This is a genomic window from Pseudoalteromonas sp. Z1A2 (assembly GCF_011378755.1).
Taxonomy (GTDB): domain Bacteria; phylum Pseudomonadota; class Gammaproteobacteria; order Enterobacterales; family Alteromonadaceae; genus Pseudoalteromonas; species Pseudoalteromonas distincta.
The window spans coordinates 38895-58752 of record NZ_WTKX01000005.1 but is presented as its reverse complement, the minus strand read 5'-3'; the positions used below and the strand labels follow the sequence as shown (position 1 = coordinate 58752).

At 38.8% G+C, this 19858-nt stretch carries 18 protein-coding genes, 2 tRNA genes and 1 pseudogene; 13 read left to right on the top strand and 8 right to left on the bottom strand.

The annotated features are described in order from the left end of the window. The first annotated feature begins 17 nt into the window (after positions 1–17). Together GQR47_RS05740 and GQR47_RS05735 are read left to right on the top strand one after the other, a co-directional pair. The gene (locus GQR47_RS05740) at positions 18–1322 is read left to right on the top strand and encodes a DUF4118 domain-containing protein (protein WP_165723642.1); all 1305 of its coding nucleotides are present in this window, start codon (positions 18–20) and stop codon (positions 1320–1322) included. Further along, complete coding sequence (locus GQR47_RS05735; protein ID WP_165723641.1) at positions 1315–1983, top strand: response regulator transcription factor; 669 nt, start codon at positions 1315–1317, stop codon at positions 1981–1983. Before GQR47_RS05740 ends, GQR47_RS05735 begins: the two co-directional genes overlap by 8 nt. 47 nt (positions 1984–2030) lie before the next feature. On the opposite strand, the pseudogene GQR47_RS05730 reads toward GQR47_RS05735, so the two are convergent. Beyond that, positions 2031–2321, bottom strand: a pseudogene (locus GQR47_RS05730) (MFS transporter); the annotation flags it as partial. Positions 2322–2769: 448 nt separating this feature from the next. Between GQR47_RS05730 and GQR47_RS05725 the strand changes: the two are divergent. The 5 genes from GQR47_RS05725 (at position 2770) to GQR47_RS05705 (ending at position 8374) form a co-directional block, all read left to right on the top strand. Next, a complete protein-coding gene (locus tag GQR47_RS05725) occupies positions 2770–3918 on the top strand; it encodes a N(5)-(carboxyethyl)ornithine synthase (RefSeq protein ID WP_165723640.1) in 1149 nt (382 codons plus the stop codon). Positions 3919–4079: 161 nt separating this feature from the next. After that, on the top strand, positions 4080–5447 hold the full coding sequence (nhaA, locus tag GQR47_RS05720) for a Na+/H+ antiporter NhaA (RefSeq protein WP_165723639.1): 1368 nt from the start codon (positions 4080–4082) through the stop codon (positions 5445–5447). 494 nt (positions 5448–5941) lie between these two features. Next, positions 5942–6883 (top strand): FtsH protease activity modulator HflK, encoded by a 942-nt coding sequence (hflK, locus tag GQR47_RS05715; protein WP_206016018.1) that lies wholly within the window; start codon positions 5942–5944, stop codon positions 6881–6883. Continuing rightward, complete coding sequence (gene hflC, locus GQR47_RS05710) at positions 6880–7863, top strand: protease modulator HflC (RefSeq protein WP_165723637.1); 984 nt, start codon at positions 6880–6882, stop codon at positions 7861–7863. The genes hflK and hflC overlap by 4 nt, the downstream gene beginning before the upstream one ends. A 52-nt stretch (positions 7864–7915) precedes the next feature. Beyond that, complete coding sequence (locus GQR47_RS05705; protein ID WP_165723636.1) at positions 7916–8374, top strand: ATPase; 459 nt, start codon at positions 7916–7918, stop codon at positions 8372–8374. Between the two features lie 94 nt (positions 8375–8468). On the opposite strand, the gene GQR47_RS05700 is transcribed toward GQR47_RS05705, so the two are convergent. Then, positions 8469–8672 carry a hypothetical protein gene (locus GQR47_RS05700; RefSeq protein ID WP_024590352.1) on the bottom strand — a complete coding sequence of 68 codons (204 nt, stop codon included), beginning with the start codon at positions 8670–8672 and terminating at the stop codon, positions 8469–8471. Positions 8673–9343: 671 nt separating this feature from the next. On the opposite strand from GQR47_RS05700, the gene GQR47_RS05695 reads away from it, so the two are divergent. After that, complete coding sequence (locus GQR47_RS05695; protein ID WP_002962617.1) at positions 9344–10081, top strand: Crp/Fnr family transcriptional regulator; 738 nt, start codon at positions 9344–9346, stop codon at positions 10079–10081. 543 nt (positions 10082–10624) lie between these two features. On the opposite strand, the gene GQR47_RS05690 is transcribed toward GQR47_RS05695, so the two are convergent. The 4 genes from GQR47_RS05690 to GQR47_RS05675 all read right to left on the bottom strand — a co-directional run bounded on the left by GQR47_RS05690 (position 10625) and on the right by GQR47_RS05675 (position 13341). Then, positions 10625–10701: transfer RNA gene (locus GQR47_RS05690), tRNA-Val, on the bottom strand. A 52-nt stretch (positions 10702–10753) separates the two neighbouring features. Beyond that, positions 10754–10830: transfer RNA gene (locus GQR47_RS05685), tRNA-Val, on the bottom strand. 113 nt (positions 10831–10943) lie between these two features. Further along, positions 10944–12008 (bottom strand): DUF3080 family protein, encoded by a 1065-nt coding sequence (locus GQR47_RS05680; RefSeq protein WP_165723635.1) that lies wholly within the window; start codon positions 12006–12008, stop codon positions 10944–10946. Further along, the gene (locus GQR47_RS05675; protein WP_165723634.1) at positions 11971–13341 is read right to left on the bottom strand and encodes an MATE family efflux transporter; all 1371 of its coding nucleotides are present in this window, start codon (positions 13339–13341) and stop codon (positions 11971–11973) included. The genes GQR47_RS05680 and GQR47_RS05675 overlap by 38 nt, the downstream gene beginning before the upstream one ends. Positions 13342–13469: 128 nt before the next feature. Between GQR47_RS05675 and GQR47_RS05670 the strand changes: the two genes are divergently transcribed. After that, complete coding sequence (locus tag GQR47_RS05670; RefSeq protein ID WP_165723633.1) at positions 13470–14096, top strand: riboflavin synthase subunit alpha; 627 nt, start codon at positions 13470–13472, stop codon at positions 14094–14096. Between the two features lies 1 nt (position 14097). Here GQR47_RS05670 and GQR47_RS05665 read toward each other — a convergent pair whose 3' ends face one another. Further along, positions 14098–14301 (bottom strand): CPXCG motif-containing cysteine-rich protein, encoded by a 204-nt coding sequence (locus GQR47_RS05665; RefSeq protein WP_002962509.1) that lies wholly within the window; start codon positions 14299–14301, stop codon positions 14098–14100. 103 nt (positions 14302–14404) lie between these two features. After that, complete coding sequence (locus GQR47_RS05660; protein ID WP_165723632.1) at positions 14405–15277, bottom strand: fructosamine kinase family protein; 873 nt, start codon at positions 15275–15277, stop codon at positions 14405–14407. 124 nt (positions 15278–15401) lie between these two features. Between GQR47_RS05660 and GQR47_RS05655 the strand changes: the two genes are divergently transcribed. The 4 genes from GQR47_RS05655 (at position 15402) to GQR47_RS05640 (ending at position 19849) form a co-directional block, all read left to right on the top strand. After that, positions 15402–16094 (top strand): hypothetical protein, encoded by a 693-nt coding sequence (locus GQR47_RS05655; protein WP_002962506.1) that lies wholly within the window; start codon positions 15402–15404, stop codon positions 16092–16094. Between the two features lie 226 nt (positions 16095–16320). Continuing rightward, the gene (locus tag GQR47_RS05650) at positions 16321–17106 is read left to right on the top strand and encodes a hypothetical protein (RefSeq protein ID WP_002962505.1); all 786 of its coding nucleotides are present in this window, start codon (positions 16321–16323) and stop codon (positions 17104–17106) included. Between the two features lie 100 nt (positions 17107–17206). Then, on the top strand, positions 17207–18589 hold the full coding sequence (locus tag GQR47_RS05645) for an amidohydrolase (protein ID WP_002962503.1): 1383 nt from the start codon (positions 17207–17209) through the stop codon (positions 18587–18589). 12 nt (positions 18590–18601) lie between these two features. Further along, a complete protein-coding gene (locus tag GQR47_RS05640) occupies positions 18602–19849 on the top strand; it encodes an amidohydrolase family protein (protein ID WP_165723631.1) in 1248 nt (415 codons plus the stop codon). Positions 19850–19858: the final 9 nt, after the last annotated feature.

The following is a 19858-nucleotide window of genomic DNA, read 5'->3' as shown; positions in this document are numbered from 1 at the left end:
TTTATGGGAGTGCACAAATGGGTATTAATAAATGGCTTAAGCCGCTTTTATTAACAACAATTGCGCCTATTTTTATTGTGCTGGCTATTTTTCCAGTTCGAGAGTGGCTAACGACCACCGACATTGTCATGTTGCAATTACTTTGGGTGGCATGGGTTGCGGTGCGTCAAAATGCCGCCTTAGCGGGGATTACAACGTTAGTTAGTGTGGCATGTACCGACTGGTTTTTTGTACTGCCGTACTTTACATTTCATATCGAAAAAATTGAATACTTAGTCACTTTTACTGTCATGCTTATAGTTGGCTTGATGATAAGCAAATTGGCGGGCGAGCTAAGTAAAAACGTTCGTGATACCCAGTTACATGCCAGTAATACACGATGTTTATATGAGTTAGCTAAGGCGCTTAATGGGCTTGATGATATAAACGCTCAGCGCCAAGTATTTACAACATCGATTAAAAACCATCTAGGTATTACGCTTCGTTGGAACAATAATACAATGGATAATGGAGAGTACTTCAATATCGAACAAAACACACAATGGGGCGGCTTTATTTCAGATGCCGAACTTAGTCCTGAAAACCGTGCATTTATAGATACGGCACTGTCCTTGCTGTTTCAGGTTCACGAAAACTCAAATCTTAGAAACCAGTCGGCATCGATGAAAGTACAAGCAGAGTTAGAACGTGCTAAAAACGCATTGCTGCGTAGTTTATCTCATGATCTACGCACGCCTTTGGCTACTATTATGGGCTCATCAAGCATGTTAGCTGACGAAAATATTGAGCTGAGTAAGGCATCAATTACAGAACAAGCAAAAAATATTTATGAGCAAAGTGAAATCTTAAATCAGCATTTTAATAAAGTGATGGAGCTTAGCCGGGTAAATAAAATAGGAGAGCAGCTAGCATGGCAAGCTATCAACGTACATACACTTATTACTGAGGCTAAAGCACGCAGGCAGCAGCAATTAAGTGGTTTTAACTTAGCGTTAGTCTTTGATAAAGCCACTTGTTGTATAGGTGATATAACACTTTTAGAAATCGCGCTTGCGAATATATTCGAAAACGCGGCACGTTACGGTGATGGAGTGGCGACAGTGGACTTTAATACTGAACGAATTGCTAATATAACACACTATAAAATAGCCGTAAGCAATCTCATAGTTACTCATCCAAGCAGTTCGGATGAAGGAGTTGGTCTTGGTAGCGTAATTTGCGATGTAGTTGCTCAGTTTCATCAAGGCGAATTTGTATTAGCTATTGATGAGCTGACCCAAGTAGCGACAGCAATACTTAGCTGGAGTGCAAAGAATGATTAATGTATTGGTGCTAGAAGACTCACCTGCATTGCAAAGTTTTTTAAAAACATTACTAGGTGCCAGTGGCTATAACGTATCAATTAGTGCGAAAGGGCTTGATGGTTTTTCATTAATGAGTGAGCAAAGCTTTGACTTAGTGTTACTTGATTTGGGATTGCTTGATATGGATGGACAAGCTTGGTTACTTGAAGTACGACAATGGAGCCAAATACCAATATTAGTGCTTTCGGCTCGCGATGGCGAGGTGGAAAAGGTTACAGCCCTTGATAATGGGGCAAACGATTATATAACCAAACCTTTTAGTGCAAACGAACTTCTGGCAAGAATGCGTGCGCTACTAAGAGTAAATACACAGCCCAGTTTGGCACTGCAATGCGGTAACATCATTATAGATCCGCATAAGCACACAGTTACGCTTAACAGCAGCGATGTAAAGCTCACTAATAAAGAATATAAAATTTTGCTTATGTTATTTCAAAATAAAGATAAAGTGCTTACTCATAATGCTATTTTAAGTCAGGTATGGGGGGAGCAATACATTAATAGACCTGAGTATATTCGTGTACATGTAGCGCAACTAAGACAAAAGCTTGAGGTAAACCCTGCAAGCCCTATTCATATCTTAACTGAGCCAGCGGTAGGTTATAGATTAGTTGGGTAGGCACTAAAAAATTATCGTCCTAAATTTAGCTATTTAGGACGATAAAGTTACACGTTTTCTAGTTTCGTTCCTTTGGTTTCAGTTACTAAGTAAATAACAAAAAGTACCGATATAAATGCGAAAAATGCATAGAGCGAATACGCGAGTGCAAGCCCTCCACCGGCTAGCAATATTGGAAAGGTCATAGTAACTAAAAAGTTAGCCAGCCATTGAGCAAGCCCTGCAACCCCTAAGCCTAATCCTCTCATGCTATTTGGAAATATCTCGCCGAGCATTACCCACATTACGGGACTCCATTAAAGGTTAAAAAAGAATACATATAAGTTGGCCTTTACAAGAAAACCAAAGCAGCCAAATCTTGATTACATACAAAAAATTAGTAATAACCGCTCATGGACATAGCCGAAGTTGATATAAAAGCCAAACGTTCGGCTAACCCAATACAAAGCAGATTAAACCTGCTCTAAAAAGTAAATCACTAAGGTAAAACCTCAGTAATTAGCGAGTACTCCTTTTATTTCAGTCTGAGATACCCAAGTTAGCAATACTTATTTCTGATATACTCAGTCAGCACTTTTACTCAAAAGGTAATAGGCTTCAGCTTGCAACTCAATGCAAGTTAACTCACTGCTCTTCATTATTTATTGTCAAAATTACACCTTTGTAAAATAGAGTTGGTTCATCCGAGCCATAAATGTACAGAAAAAACACCGCCTAAGTTTATTGGCGAAGTACGATTATTCGTTGATGAACTCAAGCGTACTTACTTTATAAACAGGACTTAGCATGAGTGAATTAACTATCGGCGTTATCGGAACATCCCGCAAGACAGATGAAAGACGGTATCCTATTCACCCAGAGCACTTATTACGAATTCCCGAAAATCTTAGAAAACAAATGGTGTTTGAACAAGGCTATGGCACCGCTTTTAATGTTAGCGATGAATATATTGCGACGTTAACGGGTGGCATTGCATCTCGCAGCGAAATACTTACCCATATTGGCACTGCCATTATCGCAAAGCCTGTACTTGCTGACTTAGAAGAAATGCGCGAAGGAGGCACTATTTGGGGCTATGCCCACTGCGTTCAACAGCATGAAATAACACAAGCGGCGATAGAACGTAAACTTACCTTAATTGCTTTTGAAGATATGTATGTGTGGTCACCAAACGGAAATGTAGGGCGCCATACTTTTTATAAAAACAATGAAATGGCAGGGTATTGCGCTGTAATACATGCTTTGCAACTAAAGGGTATTGATGGTCATTATGGCGATCAACGTAAAACGATTATATTTAGTTTTGGTGCAGTGAGTAGAGGCGCTATTTACGCCCTTAAAGCGCATGGCTTTAGAGATATTATAATTTGTATTCAGCGTCCTGATCACGAAGTGCGTGAAGAAATATTAGATTGTCATTATGTTAAGGTACGAGAAGGTCTTGAAGGGGAGGCGCGCATGATGGTTGTTGAGCATGATGGGACTAATCGACCACTTGGCGATCTTATTAGCGAAGCCGATATTATCGTCAACGGGACTTATCAAGAAACAGCTCATCCGGTTAACTTTGTCATTGAATCAGAAGCCGAGTGTTTAAAACCAAACAGCTTAATTATTGATGTTAGCTGTGATGAGGGGATGGGATTCTTTTTTGCAAAGCCGACAACGTTTAAAAACCCTTTATTTCGATATAACAACACGGATTATTATGGCGTTGATCATACACCGAGTTATTTATGGGAAAGCGCGACGCGTTCAATCTCTGCGGCGCTCATAGTTTATTTACAAACGATACTTAAAGGTGCTTTGCAGTGGCAAAAAGATGAAACCATTCGCCGTGCAATAAACATTGAGCAAGGAATAATTAAAAATACGGCTATTTTGGCATTCCAAAACCGAGAAAATATTTACCCTTATAACGTAATAACACAATGATTAAATCTATCTCTAATCTAATTTTACATTAGGGGTGTGCACTTCGTCTTAATGCTAGTAATTTTAAGGCGAAGTGTTTGTTGACTGATAGTAAAACTGGAGAACTTAAATCTTAAAAGTTTTGATAAAACGAACACCCACAATTTATAAGGCTACCTGATATGCCTAACGATTCTAAAAACATACTAAATCGTGGCTTAGACTATATGCACGACCCATTTTCTAATTTTATGCGTGCTCAAACCACCTCTAGTTTGTTTCTTCTGGTATCTACGATCATTGCACTATGGTGGGCAAATTCAGCTTATTCAGCTACCTATCTGAACTTAGTGCATACGCCTATTGGGATCTCATTAGGAAACTTTGAGCTAAAAACCTCGCTTAAACACATTATTAATGATGGTTTGATGGTGATATTTTTCTTATTGCTTGGGCTTGAAATAAAACGAGAGGTACTTGCTGGAGATTTAGCTGAGCCCAAAAATAGACACATGCTCATTTTTTGCGCCATAGGCGGAATGGTCGTGCCGGCTGGTATTTATTCGCTGTTTAACTGGGGGCAAGATTCACTGATTGGTTGGGGTATACCCATGGCAACCGACACTGCGTTTGCATTAGGTGTGCTTACAATTGTAAGAAAACATATACCAACAAGCTTGTTGGCTTTTATTGTAGGTCTTGCGATTGTTGACGATGTGGGGGCAATACTCGTTATTGCCGTGTTTTATACCCAAGAAATATCGGTGATGTATTTGTCATGCGCCGTTGTTCTATTTGCTTTTTTAGTAGCCGCCAATTATGCCGGAATAAGGCAGCCGCTTTTTTACATTATCATTGGTCTTGCCACCTGGTGGATGATGTTACAGTCAGGTGTGCATCCTACTGTAGCAGGTGTTGCTATTGCTTTAACGGCTCCTGCACGCTCAATGTTGGGCTCAGGAAGGTCGCTTGAAAAGGCAAAAACAACCATTACCTCTATGCAAAAAGAAATTGAGAAAGTAGATGTTCTGGCTAGCAGACAGGATCATAAACAGGTACTCGAAATTCGTGATTTAGCCGAAAATGCAGGTACACCTTTGCGTCGGTGGGAAGATGTGCTGCACCTGCCTGTCGCACTGTTTATTTTACCGCTATTTGCTTTAGTTAATGCGGGTGTGGTTTTTAACTTTAGTTCATTTGTTGAGAGTCTCAGTGATCCCGTTGGCTTAGGTATTATTAGTGGTCTTGTTGTTGGTAAGTTTATTGGTATTTCGGGTGCGTGTTGGCTTGCTTTACGCTACAAAATAGGTTGCTTGCCAGAAGGTATCAATCTTCAGCATGTTATCGGTGCTTCACTTATCGCCGGGATTGGATTCACCATGTCTACTTTTATTGCTACGTTGGGGTTTGATGGGCAAGCCGAGCACCTTCATAACGCAAAAACATCGGTTTTAGTGGCTTCGGTTCTTTCTGCAATACTTGGGGTTTTATATATTCGAGTGGTTGCCTCAAAAAAGAGCAATAAATCAATTAATTCAACGCCAAAATAGGGCGTGAAGGGGCTAATTGGTATTCAATAATGTGTACTCATTAGTTGTACTTAACCCTTTATTTATCAATTAAACCTATTGTTTAAAACACGCTATGTGTTGTAGCGAACAGACCAATTAAAATAAATACGCTAATGTCTTACTAAGGTTTTTTGGCTTTAAATTAATCTATAAATATATGAATTTAAATCTTAAAACTATTCCTTAAAGCATTACCCCTAAATTATTACCCTTAAATTATACAGAGGAAGTTATCACCTAGATTGCGAAGCACGCTAGGGCTTATGAGAATCTAAAGTAGTAATAAGGCTCCATATTTTTGGTTTCTTAAAAAGGAGAATATTATTTCTACACAAAACGAAAATAATCCAAATTCTAAAAGTAAAAGCGGTCCGCCAGATATCGATAAAGTGATGAGCGGTGCGTTTAAAAAGTATAAGAAGTTGCTGAGTGGAAAATTTAGCACTAGTTTAACCATAGTACTGTTTTTGGGATTGATTGCTACAGGCTATAGCGCAGTCTATACCGTTCCCAGTGATTCAGTTGCTTTGGTATTAAGGTTTGGTAAGTTTCAAGAAATTCTGCCTGCGGGCTTACATGTAAAAATCCCATTAGGTGTTGATCACGTCACAATAGTGCCTACTAAGCGGCAATTAAAGCAGGAGTTTGGTTTTTCTACTCCTGGAGCCTCCGACCCAGATCAAAATATTAATCCTGAAAATAATATTCGCTCATTTGCGCCAAAAATTTCACCTGCAACAAATCAACGCGAAGAAACCCAAATGGTAACTGGCGATTTAAACACTGCGCTGATTGAATGGGTAATTCAATATCGGATAGCCGATCCCCAAAAGTACTTATTTGAGGTGCGCGACCCGGCAGGCACTTTACGATATGTGTCTGAATCAGTTATGCGTGAAGTTGTAGGCGATAGAACTGTAGATGAAGTAATTACCATTGGCAGGCAAGGGATTGAAATTGAGGCATTACAAAAAATGCAGGCATTGGCAACCAAATATGTAATGGGGATTAGTATTGATCAGGTTCAACTAAAAAACATTAATCCACCCGTACCAGTACAAGGGTCGTTCAATGAAGTTAATCAGGCTCAACAAGAAAAAGAAAAGTTGATTAACGAAGCGCGTCGCGAATATAACCGCGTTATTCCGCTTGCTGAGGGGGGGCGCGACCAACGAATAAGAGAAGCCGACGGTTATCGCCTTAAGCGAGTTAATGAAGCTGAAGGCGACGCTCTGCGTTTTAATGCGCTGTTTGCACAGTACCAACTGGCACCTGAGGTAACACGCAGACGAATATATATAGAAACAATGACTGATGTTATGCCAACGATAAAAAATAAAATTATTATCGATAGCGAAGCACGCGGTGTATTACCTTTACTCAATTTAACGTCACTAAAAGGACAGCAGCCATGAAATCTTATTTAATCTTTGGCAGCAGTATTTTAGCTGCACTTGTAGGGGTTACTTTATATAGCGCTTTATATACGGTTAACGAAGTAGAGCAGGTTGTTATTACTCAGTTTGGTAAACCGGTTGGTGAGCCAATTAGAGAGGCGGGTATTCAACTCAAAATGCCATTTGTTCAGCAAGTTAATTTTATTGATAAGCGCGTGCTGGAATGGGAAGGAACACCTTCTGATATGCCGACCAAAGATAAGCTTTATATTTCTGTAAGTCTTTACGCGCGGTGGCAGGTTACCGATCCGTTGCAGTATTTTTTACGCTTAGGTGATGAGCGAAGCGCACAGTCTAGGCTCGATGATATTTTTGGCAGTGAAACGCGTAATGCAGTAGCCACACACGAATTAATCGAAATTATTCGTACAACGAAAGATCGCCAACCTTTGCGTGACTCGTCACTCACCGAGGCTGAAAAAGAGCAAAATATTGGTAGTTTAGTGCCTATAAGCATGGGACGCTTAGTTGTCGAGCAAGATATATTTAATGAGGCGGCAAAAAAAGTAAAAGTATTTGGTATTGAGCTTATGGATATTCGCTTTAAACGTATTAATTATAATGAAAGTGTACGCCCTAAAATCTATGAACGTATGATCAGCGAACGTCGTCAAATAGCAGAACGCTTTTTGTCAGAAGGAAAAGGCGAAGCTGCCCGTATACAAGGTAACAGAGAGCGAGACTTAGATAAAATTCAATCTGAAGCCTACCGAGCAGTAACAGAAATTAGAGGTAAAGCTGATGCTAAAGCAGCCGCTATTTACGCCTCAGCCTATAACAAAAATGATCAAGCAGTCGCATTTTATGCATTTACCCGTTCGTTGCAGGCGCTTGAACTTGCCCTTAGCCAAAACACAACATTGGTATTATCGACCGACAGTGAGCTATTTCAGTATTTACAACACACTCAGGCGAGTGAGCCTAATCCCAAAAATTAGCATGCTTCATATTTAAATATTGTATAGATATCATCAAACTTAGGAGCAATAAATGCAAATTGAAACAATTAGAGATGTACTCAATTGGACCGTTTTATTTCACAAAAACTTAAAAGATAGCCTAAACCAGAGCTCTGAACAAAATAAGGAAGAGGGAGCACGAATGATGCTTCGCTACCTATCTGAGCATGAGGAGAGTTTAGAGAATATTGTACAAGGATTTGAAAATACGGCAGACGTAAAAGCCCTAAACACCTGGTGTTTTGATTACATCGAAAAGCACTCAATTATTGAGCGCGTTGATTGCAACTCACTCTTTGAAGAGCTAGATATCTCAGACATTATGGATAAAATAGTAAACCATCATGAACAAGTTATTGAGTTATACATTCATATATATTCTCGTGTAGATATCGAAAGCGCAAAAACGTTGCTTGATACAATAAAAGATATTGAAGAAAATGAGATAAAAAGAATTGTGCAATCGGCTAACCGATTTTCAGATATGTAATCGACTGATTGAACTGGCAATATTTCTGCAAAATGTCAGTTTGACCAAAAATATGCTTAGCTAATTTTTTGTACTATAGCGCAACCAGCTAAATTTATTTTTTTACTGGAATATCATTTAATAGCTTTATGATAGCGCTGTTATTACCGAGTTTAGCTAAGTCTAACAGGTAGCTTTTTTCTAGCTCTTGCATTGACTGATCTGCTAATAATTCTTTTACCGATTGTTCTTCCCCATTTGCTATTGAAGTTTCTAAGGCTGCAAAGTTTGCGATTGAGTGTTTAATTTCATTAGTCATAATAAGTCCCGTTTGTTGTGATGCAAGGTGCAGCGAGTAATTGGATTAATTTATCATCGCTATCGACTAAATGCTGGTACCAAGACGACATTGTTTGCTTAGAGCGCTCATTGTTAGCTGGACCAACTTTACACCTACTGAATCAATAGCGCACCATTAAAAATGTTCATAAAGTTTATCTTATTGCTGAATACATACACCAACATATATCAAGCAACGTTAAGGGTCGGTTCGTCAACCCACATAGTCTAATTGTAGAGTTCGATTTTTTTATAACAGGGAGTTATCGCTATATTGTGGTGTAGATTATCTTTAACCCCCATCAATCATTATGGATATATATCAACTAAAGGCAGATAAATTTAAACTATGTGTGTTAGCGTACATATTCGCCTTGTTGTATTGAACATTTTATTATTTCAGTGAAGTACAGCGGGAGTGTCGGCTTATATTAAAAGTGAATAAGCGTAAAAAGGCACCTTAAAATTCTTTAATAAAAATAGAACAATTTTTATTATCAAAAAGCAACGACCTTTCATTTCTAGCGCCCAATAACTGTATAAAAAAATCCGAGTTTATTATTAAAACATCCTGACTTACATGCTTTTAAGCCATTACTTTGAGGTTTTATTAGTTATAAGTTGGGCATATAAAAAGGAAATTCACACTCGATGGGTCAATTGAAGAACACACTGCTTAATGCTTTAACTACTGATGCACAACACCGCATGTTTCCGCTTTTACAGCGAGTCAATTTATCCCTTGGAGAAGTTATTTATGAAACAAGTGAAAAGCTTGATTACGTTTATTTTCCAATAGATAGTATTGTTTCATTATTGTATGTGATGATTGATGGCTCATCTGCTGAAATATCAGTTATCGGTAATGAAGGGGTTGTAGGTATAGCTGTATTTATGGGGGGAGAGAGCACCCCTAATCGGGCTATTGTGCAAAGTGCTGGGACCGCTTATCGCTTACCCGCTTGTGAATTACGCAGGCAGTTTAACAGCGAGCCTGATATGCGTATGCTCATGTTACGTTACACGCAATCATTGATTACCCAAACGGCGCAAACCGCAGTTTGTAATCGTCATCATAGTATAGTACAGCAACTAAGCCGCTGGCTTTTGCTATCGATTGACCGTTTACCGAGTAACAATTTAATAATGACTCAAGAGCTAATAGCAAATATGTTAGGCGTAAGACGTGAAGGGGTAACTGAGGCCGCTGGTAAACTACAAAAACTGGGTATTATCACTTATAAACGTGGTCATATTAGTGTGATAGACCGACCTCAGTTAGAGTGCCAGTCTTGCGAGTGTTATGAGGTTGTAAAAAGAGAAGCAGACAGGTTGGAGTCTTATATGGAAAAAAAACCTAACACGAAAGAACCATCAATTATCAGTTAATATATTCTGGTATCTAATAAGTTTATTTATATAAAAATAAAATTCAGTAATAGCTTCAAAAAACACAGCCTAGCAAGTTGTTCACTGAGTCTGGGCTCTAAAATAAATTTATTAAATGACACGAACAAGTTTAGGTTACTGGTCACTTAATCTTCAATTGCAAAGTGGTAAATTTGTAAGGTAGAAGTTGAGTTTTTAGTGAGATTAAAGGCTAAAAATATGGTTTGGACGTTTTAGGTAAATCGATAAAACTATAATTTTTACAATGATCTTTTAGGTCTTAGCTTTAGTTTCTTTTGTGAAAAGTAAACGAGTAGATTGGAGGCGTTTTAACTATCTGAAATGTAAACTTTAATTGGTACGCCTGAGTGAATTCGAACTGCTGACCTTTGGATCGAGTGATCAAGAGTAGGGAGTGCTTTTTCTTTGATTTTTTTATTACTTTGAAGTGGTACGACTGAGTGGATTCGAACTGCTGACCCTTGGACCGGGTGATCAAGAGTGGGTAGTGCTTTTTCTTAGGTTTTTTTCATTACTTTGAAGTGGTACGACTGAGTGGATTCGAACCACCGACCCCTACCATGTCAAGGTAGTGCTCTAACCAACTGAGCTACAGTCGTACAATTTTTTGAGTTCTTAAATAGATTTACTCTTTAAGTTAAGAATAAATGTTGGTACGACTGAGTGGATTCGAACCACCGACCCCTACCATGTCAAGGTAGTGCTCTAACCAACTGAGCTACAGTCGTATTACTTTATTTAAGTAGGTGTTAATTGCTTAACAACGGCGGCTAATATATAGCGTGGCGGTTGGTGAATCAAGCAAGTTTGTTGTTTTTGAGTTTATTTGCCGTTTTTTTATTCATATTGGGCTTATTTCACACGTTTTATAAAATACTTGCCACCAAACCACATGTTTTTTAGCTGAGCTTTTTAGTAAGTTCAGTAAGTTACTTGCTGAGTCCGTTTTGACTAAGTTATTAATTTGAGGGCTTGAGATACTTTCGTTAAACCAAAGCTCATTATAAAGCGGTTGTAGTACCTCTAGATAACCAGTTAATTGCGCTTGATAGGGCTGAATTTCTTTTAGGTAAAACTTTTGAAATACGTTGCTTATGATTTTTGCGTTTTTATTATTTTTATCCTCTGGGCACAGCGTATTAAAGTTTAGTGTTTTTACAAACTGTGTAGCGTTGTTATTTAATACGACCTGCATGCGGACTGATTGAATGAGTGCTTGGTTAAATTGAAATTTATTAAGCTGCTCGAGTGCACTAAAAATAGAGTCGCTATTAATTTCACTAAATTCTTTAGCCTTAATTTGCTGCTTAATGAGTGCAAGTTGCTTTAGCGCAAATACGGTATCGCGAAAACCAGCGGGTTCAGTAGTGAGCTCGTTTGAGGTGAGTTGCCAGGTACGATTTAACTCAGGTTCTTTAAATAACATGGTATTAAAAAAGTACATTAGGTGTGTTTCTTTATAGTTTTTGGCTGCGAGTATTTTTGTGTAACTAGGGCTATTTTTATCAAGCGTATTTAAGCAAACCTGTGCACTTTTAATAAAGTTTATTTGATATTTTAATTGCCCAGCAGCACTGGCTGTTTTCCCTAATTGGTTGTTGTGCTCACTTATAAGTACGTTAAGCTTACATTGGCTAATGCCTGCAAGCTCAACAATACTCAGTGTTAAGTCACTTTGTGCTATTGGGGGAGGCTGCAGTAAAGGGAGTTGCTTGAGTGGCGTAGGCTGTGTTGGGCTTGCATTAACTGTGCTACTTAAGCGTTCAATATAAGTAGCGTTTACAGTACTTTGTGGCTTGTTGCAGCCAGTAAGCATTAAAAAACACATTACCAGCAAAGTAACTGGTAATGATTTAAGGCTGAGTTTATTAGTTTTGATTGAATGCATCACTGTTAGCAAATTCATATTTTAGACGCTTTCTTACTGTTAGCATTAATAAAATAGCAGCGACACTAAGGCCTACTATTATTCCAACCCAAAAGCCATGCGGTCCCATAGCTGGCACAATTATGTCTGTTCTTGCCAATACGTAACCTAAACAAAAGCCGATTAACCAATACGATATAAACGTAATATACGATATAGGCGTGGTGTATTTTAACCCACGAAGCATGCCATTTGCAGCAACCTGTAATGCATCGGGTAACTGGTAGACACACGCTAGTATCATAATTGATGAAGCCAGAGCCATTACAGCGGGGCTGTCGGTATACAGTTGGCTAATTAAATCACGACCTGTAAAAGTCATAAGTGCCAAAAATAGTGCAATTACAATAGCTAATATGTAACTAGTCGATACGGCAACTTTTAACTGCTGTAAATTATTTTGACCATATAGATTACCAATACGAATACTTATAGCGATAGAGAGGCTCAGCGGCATCATAAACAGCAATGTAGTTACACTCGCTGCTATTTGATGCCCGGATACAGCCACTGCACCTAAATGCGCAATAAATAGCGGTATACACGCAAATAAAGTGACTTCAAAAAAGGTGGCAAGTGAAATTGGTATACCTAGCTTAATAATAATACCAATGGTAGTGAAATTAGGTTTTTCGAATGATGAAAGCAGGCCTTTAGCATCTACCTTTTTACTCATTTGGCAGTAAGTAACTTGTGCTATTGCCATAACAGTTAAAACAATTGCTGTGGCAATGCCACAGCCTGCGCCGCCATAAGCAGGAAAACCAAATAAGCCATTTATGAAAATATAATTTACCGGAATATTAACAGCTAAACCTAATAGGCTTATGTAAAAAGCGGGTTTGGTCATCCCCATGCCTTCGGTAACGTTTCTGTATACCGTAAAAATTAAAAATCCAAATACACCCCATTTCACAAAGTGAATGTAGTCAATGGCAAGGTTTGCAATTGCAGGCGTTGTATCGAGCTTAAAAATAATAGCATCTGCTAAATGGGCAATTCCAAAGCCTGTAAAGCTCAAAATAGCGGTTAAATAAAGCGCTTGTTGAAAATAGTGGCTAATGCCTTTGCGGTCATCGCTGCCCGAAAACTGCGCAATAATACCAGTAAGCGCTAATAAAATACCTTGCAGAGCAAGTAATAATGGGTTCCATATTCCTGTTGCAATAGAAAGTGCAGCTAAGTCAGTAGGGCTAACTTGGCCGGCCATAATTGTGTCGACTACCGACATTAAAATAAGTGTAACTTGTGCTAAAAAAACAGGTAAAGCTAGGGAAAGTAAACGCTTGGCTTCCCAATTGCAAAAGGTCATAAAAAAAGCTATTAAATAAAACAGGCGGCAATTGTAATCTATTGCGTTTCAAATAAAAATCACAGTAGTGAATGATTTTATGAGTTGATACGTTAAACTAGCACTTTGTAATAATTTTAAGTGATTTTATGTTTACAGGAATAGTGCAAACACAAGCAACAGTGGTCTCTAAAACTCAAGCTGATGGTGTGTTACGCTTAGTTGTATCGGTGAGCGATGAGTACGTTAAGCATTTAGATTTAGGCGCAAGTATTGCTATTAATGGCTGTTGTTTAACGGTTGTGCAAGTTGAGCTAAGTAATCATGATGTGGTGGCGCAAGTGCATTTTGATGTGATTGACGAAACCCTAAAGTTAACTAATTTAGGCCTGCTTGAGCTAGGTAGTTTAGTAAATTACGAACGCTCTGTTACGTTTGGTACTGAGCTGGGTGGGCATATAGTGTCTGGGCATATTCATTGTACGTCACAAATCTCTCAAATAGTGAAGCTTGAGAATAACTGCAAAATACAATTAAGCTTGCCAAAAGAGTGGCAAAAGTACGTGTTATATAAAGGCTTTGTTGCTATAAATGGCGCAAGCTTAACCGTAGGCGAAGTTGATGAACAAGGTTTTTGGATACACCTAATTCCGGAAACGCTCGCCATTACAAACATTGGTGCAGCGCAAGTGGGTGACAAGTTTAATATTGAAGTTGATCAGCAAACTTACACTATTGTAAATACGGTAGAGAAGTACTTACGCCATCAGGCTTAAGTTAAAATATTTGTTCGTCGTCACTGTCTACGTGTAGCTCCAATTTATTATTAGCATGGTCTATATGCATATTTAAATGAATTGGGTTACAGCAGGCAGTGCAATCTTCTATATAGTCTTGATCGCCGCTGCTTGCGTCTAAGTCTAGATGTATGTGGTGTCCGCAGTGTGGGCACGTTATTCGTTGTGATAAAAAATCTTTCATAATCACTCCAGTTATAAATAATTAAGTTAGGTTCAACTTAATCGCTTACAGATGAACGCCTACTTACTCATTAAATATAGTGCTGAAATGCAGCTTATGACACTTATTTTATACCTTCAAATACCAGCTTTTCTATATGTTGTTTAGCTTCAGTAAGATAGTGACCGGCAAAGATGTTAGCGTGATTTAAAATAGGGTATAGCTGGTATATTAACTTACGTTTTTCGTAATTTTGAGAAAGCGGGTAGTGCTGGTTATAGGCGCTATAAAAGTCTTTTGGAAGTGGCGAAAATAGTTCGCTCATTGCAATATCCACTTCCCGATCACCATAATAACAAGCGGGGTTAAATACCGTTGGCTCTGCTTTTAAAAAGCCCATATTTCCTCGCCAAAAATCGCCATGCAGTAATGAGGGCTCGACTTGATGACTATGCAGCTGTTCTTTAACGGCATTAATTAAGCGCTCGGGCTCAATAAAGCTAATGCCTTTTTCAGCGAGTAGTTGTAATTGCCACCCTATACGCTCTTCGGCGTAAAATACATCCCACTTTTTGTGCCAGCGGTTTGGCTGTATGGTCGTGGCTAGGTAATTGTCTACATCAAAGCCAAACATAGCTTGGTCATGTTTTTGATGCATTTTAGCGAGGTTGCGACCCATATTAGTCCACGTGTCGTGGGGTTGTTTATCTAAAACAAGCCATTGTAAAACAATAAACGAAAACTCTATATTTGCACCAGTTGTAATACATTCAGGTACTTTAAAATTACTATTTTGCGCCAAAAGCTTTAAGCCAACAAATTCACTTTCTAAACGCTCGAGCTCGCTTTTTAGTGCTATTTTAACGAAGTAGTTATGCGTACCATTGGTAATATGAAATAGTTTGTCGGTGTTTGTACTTTGTAATTGGCGTTTGTAGGTGTGCTTAAAGTCAAAATTAATGGCTTGGCTGATGTGCTCATTTACTGTTTTCCACATAACAATTGCTCGCCTTTTAAACAGATACTTAAACTATGGCAAAAAGGTATTAATTTAACAATCTAAACGTTGTAAAATTAACGGCTATATTGAATAAAATTACACTTACTGTAGTGGAGTTAAAATGAACAAAAGTTTAATAACCAATTTGCTAGCGGGTTTATGTGTTGTTGTAGGTTTTATGTTTAACCAAGCAATTGTGTTGTCTGTTGGTTTATTTGCACTTTCTGGCGCGGTAACTAATTTATTAGCTATTCATATGTTATTCGAAAAAGTCCCGTTTTTATATGGTTCAGGTGTTATAGCGCTTAAGTTTGAAAGCTTTAAAGTCGCTATACGAAACTTAATATTAACGGAGTTTTTTTCAGAGCAAAAAATTAATAATTTACTCAATAAAGCACAGCCCAATATCGACTTTGAGCCAATAATTAGCAATGTTGATTTAAACCCTGCATTCGACAATTTGTTAGAGGTAATAGAGCAGTCTCAGTTTGGTAGTATGCTTGGGATGTTTGGTGGCACAGCAGCAATAGAGCCGATGCGTGAAAAGTTTATTGAAAAAATGCAATTGTCGCTTAGTGAGATTTCTCAAACTGACGATTTTAAAGCATTAGTAAGCCAAACACTTTCACAAGGTAATAGCGCAGAAAGCCTACATGAAACGGTGCTTAAACTAGTTGATGAGCGCTTAGATGAGCTTACTCCTAAAATGGTTAAAGAGATTATTCAGACCATGATCCGCGAGCACCTAGGCTGGCTTGTAGTATGGGGCGGTGTGTTTGGTGGTTTATTTGGTTTAATAGCGGCCGTTATTTAAATCTAGCGACTAATAAAAAACATAATCATTCTATTGCATTAAATAGTGTACTTACTGCGTTAAAAATTATTTGTATAGAATAACTACACGTTGTTATTTGTGCCTGTTATTGCACTACTTTTTAGCGAAATAATAGAGCACTAATTTAATGCAATTGGTATAACTTATTTTTTCAGGCTGTTATTATCGCCTCCATAATTTAGTCGTGTTTTTTCAAGGAGCAACGGTGAGCAAAACGTTAGCCAGTTATTATCAGCAAGCATACGCGTGCGATCAGCAGCATTTTAATCAGTGTTTTTATTGTGGCTGCGAAGCGACAGAGCGCGATCATTGTCCGCCACTGCATATGCTACAAAGTATCGTTGATTTAGGTGAAGAGGCTGACTTTATCTCAATCCCTGCGTGTTATGAGTGCCACGCACTTTTACATAACGAAAGACTGATGACGATTGATGAGCGCTTTACCAAGCTTAAAAAAAAGCTCTCAAATAAATATGCTAAACCACTGCGCGTTTATAACATGTGGGAAGAAAGCGAACTTGGCGACATGAGCGACGAGTTTGCCCATAGTATTCAAGCGGGTATGAAATTAGGCAAAGAAGCCGCTGAGCGTTTAGCCTTTACGGGTTTTAGCTATGCCACAGAAGATGCCAAAGTAGCAGTGCGCGAAAAAACAAAAGAGTTTGATGTAGAAGGCATGATATTTACCGACTTTAAAGAGGCGCTAAATTACTGTATTAACGATTTAAATGTTCAAAAAAGCGACTTTTATAAAATTTTGGTTGAAGACTACCAAGGCGATTTTAATAAAGCATTGAGCCAGTATCGTCATCGTCATGACAAAGTTACTGCGGCTAAAGACGGTAATACACTTATTAAAGATTTTTCTAAGCTACACAAGCAAAACTCTGATTTTGTAACGCGTACGGTTAAGCACTTTATTAGTAAAGATCCCTCGCTTACCACCGAAGGTGCGCTTGAAAAGCTATATAACAATTATATAAAGAAATAATTACAGAAATTCATCTTAATTAACTGCGTTTTCACCTGTTTTTTTGGCTTTATCCTTTAGGTTTCGCTAAAGTAGCAAAAAAACAGGAGATCCAAACAACATGCAAAAATTTGCACCTTCTTTATTAGCGGTTGGCTTAGCTGCTGCACTTGTAGGCTGCCAAGAAAACGGCCCACAAGACGATAAAATAACAATTAACAAAAATCCTTACCCAAGTACTTATCAGCCACTTTCTACATCAAGCACGCTTATTACAAATGCAACAGTACTTACAGGTACTGGTGAACGTTTAGATGAGGCTGATGTATTACTTGTTGATGGTAAAGTACAACAAGTCGGTAAAGACTTAACAGCCACTGCTGATATTACAATTGATGCACAAGGGAAATGGGTAACACCGGGTATTATTGACGTACATTCACATTTAGGCGCATACCCAAGTCCGTCAGTCGAGTCGCATCAAGATGGTAACGAAATGACCAGCCCTAACACTGCAGAAGTGTGGGTTGAGCATTCTGTTTGGCCACAAGATCCAGGCTTTAATCGTGCACGCGAAGGCGGCATTACTTCTCTACAAATTTTACCAGGCTCAGCTAACTTATTTGGTGGACGCGGCGTTACGCTTAAAAATGTACCAGCGCACACTATGCAAGGGATGAAATTTCCAGAGGCGCCGTATGGTTTAAAAATGGCGTGTGGTGAAAACCCTAAACGTGTTTATGGTCGTCAAGGTGTATTGCCTTCAACCCGTATGGGTAATATGGCTGGTTACCGTATGGCCTGGGCTGAAGCCGCTGAGTACAAACGTGCATGGGATAAATACGATGCCGATTATGAAGCCGGTTTAAACCCAGAAGCACCAGTACGTGATATTAAACACGATACGCTACGCGGTGTGCTTGAAGGCGAAGTACGTATTCATAATCATTGTTATAAAGCAGAAGAAATGGCAATGATGATTGACCTGTCAAAAGAATTTGGTTACCACGCAGGTACTTTTCATCACGGTGTAGAAGCATATAAAATTGCTGACTTACTTGCGCAAAATGGTTCGTGTGCTGCACTTTGGCCTGACTGGTGGGGCTTTAAAATGGAAGCCTACGACATGGTTCAAGAAAACGTGGCTATTGTTGATGCGGTTAAAAACTCGTGTGCAGTTGTTCACTCAGATTCAGATACTACTATTCAGCGTTTAAACCAAGAAGCGGGCAAGGTTATGTACCGAGCTAACGAAAATGGTTTTGATATTTCTGAGCAACACGCTATTAAATGGATCACGTCTAACGCTGCTAAATCGCTAGGTATTGATGACAAAACAGGTTCACTAGAAGCGGGTAAGCAGGGCGATGTTGTTATTTGGAATCAAAGCCCATTTAGTGTCTATGCTAAAGCTGAACAAGTGTTTGTTGATGGTGCAAAAGTTTACGATAGAAACGACAGCGCGTACCAAGCAACAAGTGATTTTATGTTAGGTCAACAATAAGGAGCACCCAGAATGAAAAATTTATCACGTTCGTTTTCGCTTTCTCTGGTTGCTGCAGGATTATTAGCATCTGATGCTGTAAGCGCACAATCACTAGCAATTATTAATGCAACATTGCATACGTCTTCTGATCAAGGTGTATTAGAAGCGGCAAGCATTGTAATGACAGATGGTAAAATCACAGCGATTAACCCAACTGAAATTAAAGTAGATCAAATTATTGATGCAAAGGGGCAAATTGTAACCCCAGGCTTTATAGCAAGTATTAATCAACTTGGTTTGGTTGAAGTAAGTGCAGTTGCAGGCTCTCGCGATGCAGGGGAAGAAAAAGCCGGTATTGATTTTGATGTAAGTCTTGCTTACAACGCACATTCAAGCTTAATTCCTTACGCTCGTAAAGGCGGCGTAACACGCGATGTAATTACTCCTCATGGCGGCGATAGCATTTTTTCAGGCCTTGCGAGTGTTGTTGATTTAAGTGGTAGTTTTGACAGCGACATGCAAAAACAAGCGGCTTTAATTGTTTACTTAGGTGAGCGTAGTAAAGGCTCACGTGCTTTTACTTTGCAAACACTTATTAATAAGCTTGATGAGCACAAAACTAAAGCCGGTAAAAAAGCGAAAAAAGATGACGACAAGCCAAGTACTGAAGATAAAGTAATGGCTAAAGTACTCAGTGGTGAAATGCCATTAGTGGTTGGCGTTTCGCGTGCGGCGGATATTATTGAGCTAATTAAAGTAAAAGAGCAATTTGGTATTAACCTAGTACTTAATGGTGCGCAAGATGCTGTTGTAGTAAAAGAGCGCGTTGCTAAAGCAAATATTCCAGTGATTATTAGTGCAATGGATAGCTTACCAGGAAGCTTTGATTCACTTCATGCGAGTTTAGATAATGCTAGTGTGCTTGAAAAAGCAGGCGTTAAAGTATTATTAACGGTAGGTGGTGATGCAAGTCACAATATTTATCAGCTGCGTTTTGATGCTGGTAATGCAGTGTCGTACGGTATGAGCCAAGAAGGTGCGTTAAAAGCGCTTACATCGAACGTTGCTGATGTATTTGGCATTAATGCAGGTAGCCTTGAAGTAGGCAAAGCTGCTGATGTAGTAATATGGAGTAATGACCCGTTTGAGCTAAGCAGCCATGTGAGCAAAATGTTTATTAATGGCGTTGAGATATCTACACAATCTCGTCAAGATAAACTGCGTGACCGCTATACGACAGATTCAAAAATGCCACGTGCTTATACCAACCCGCAATAATACTTAATC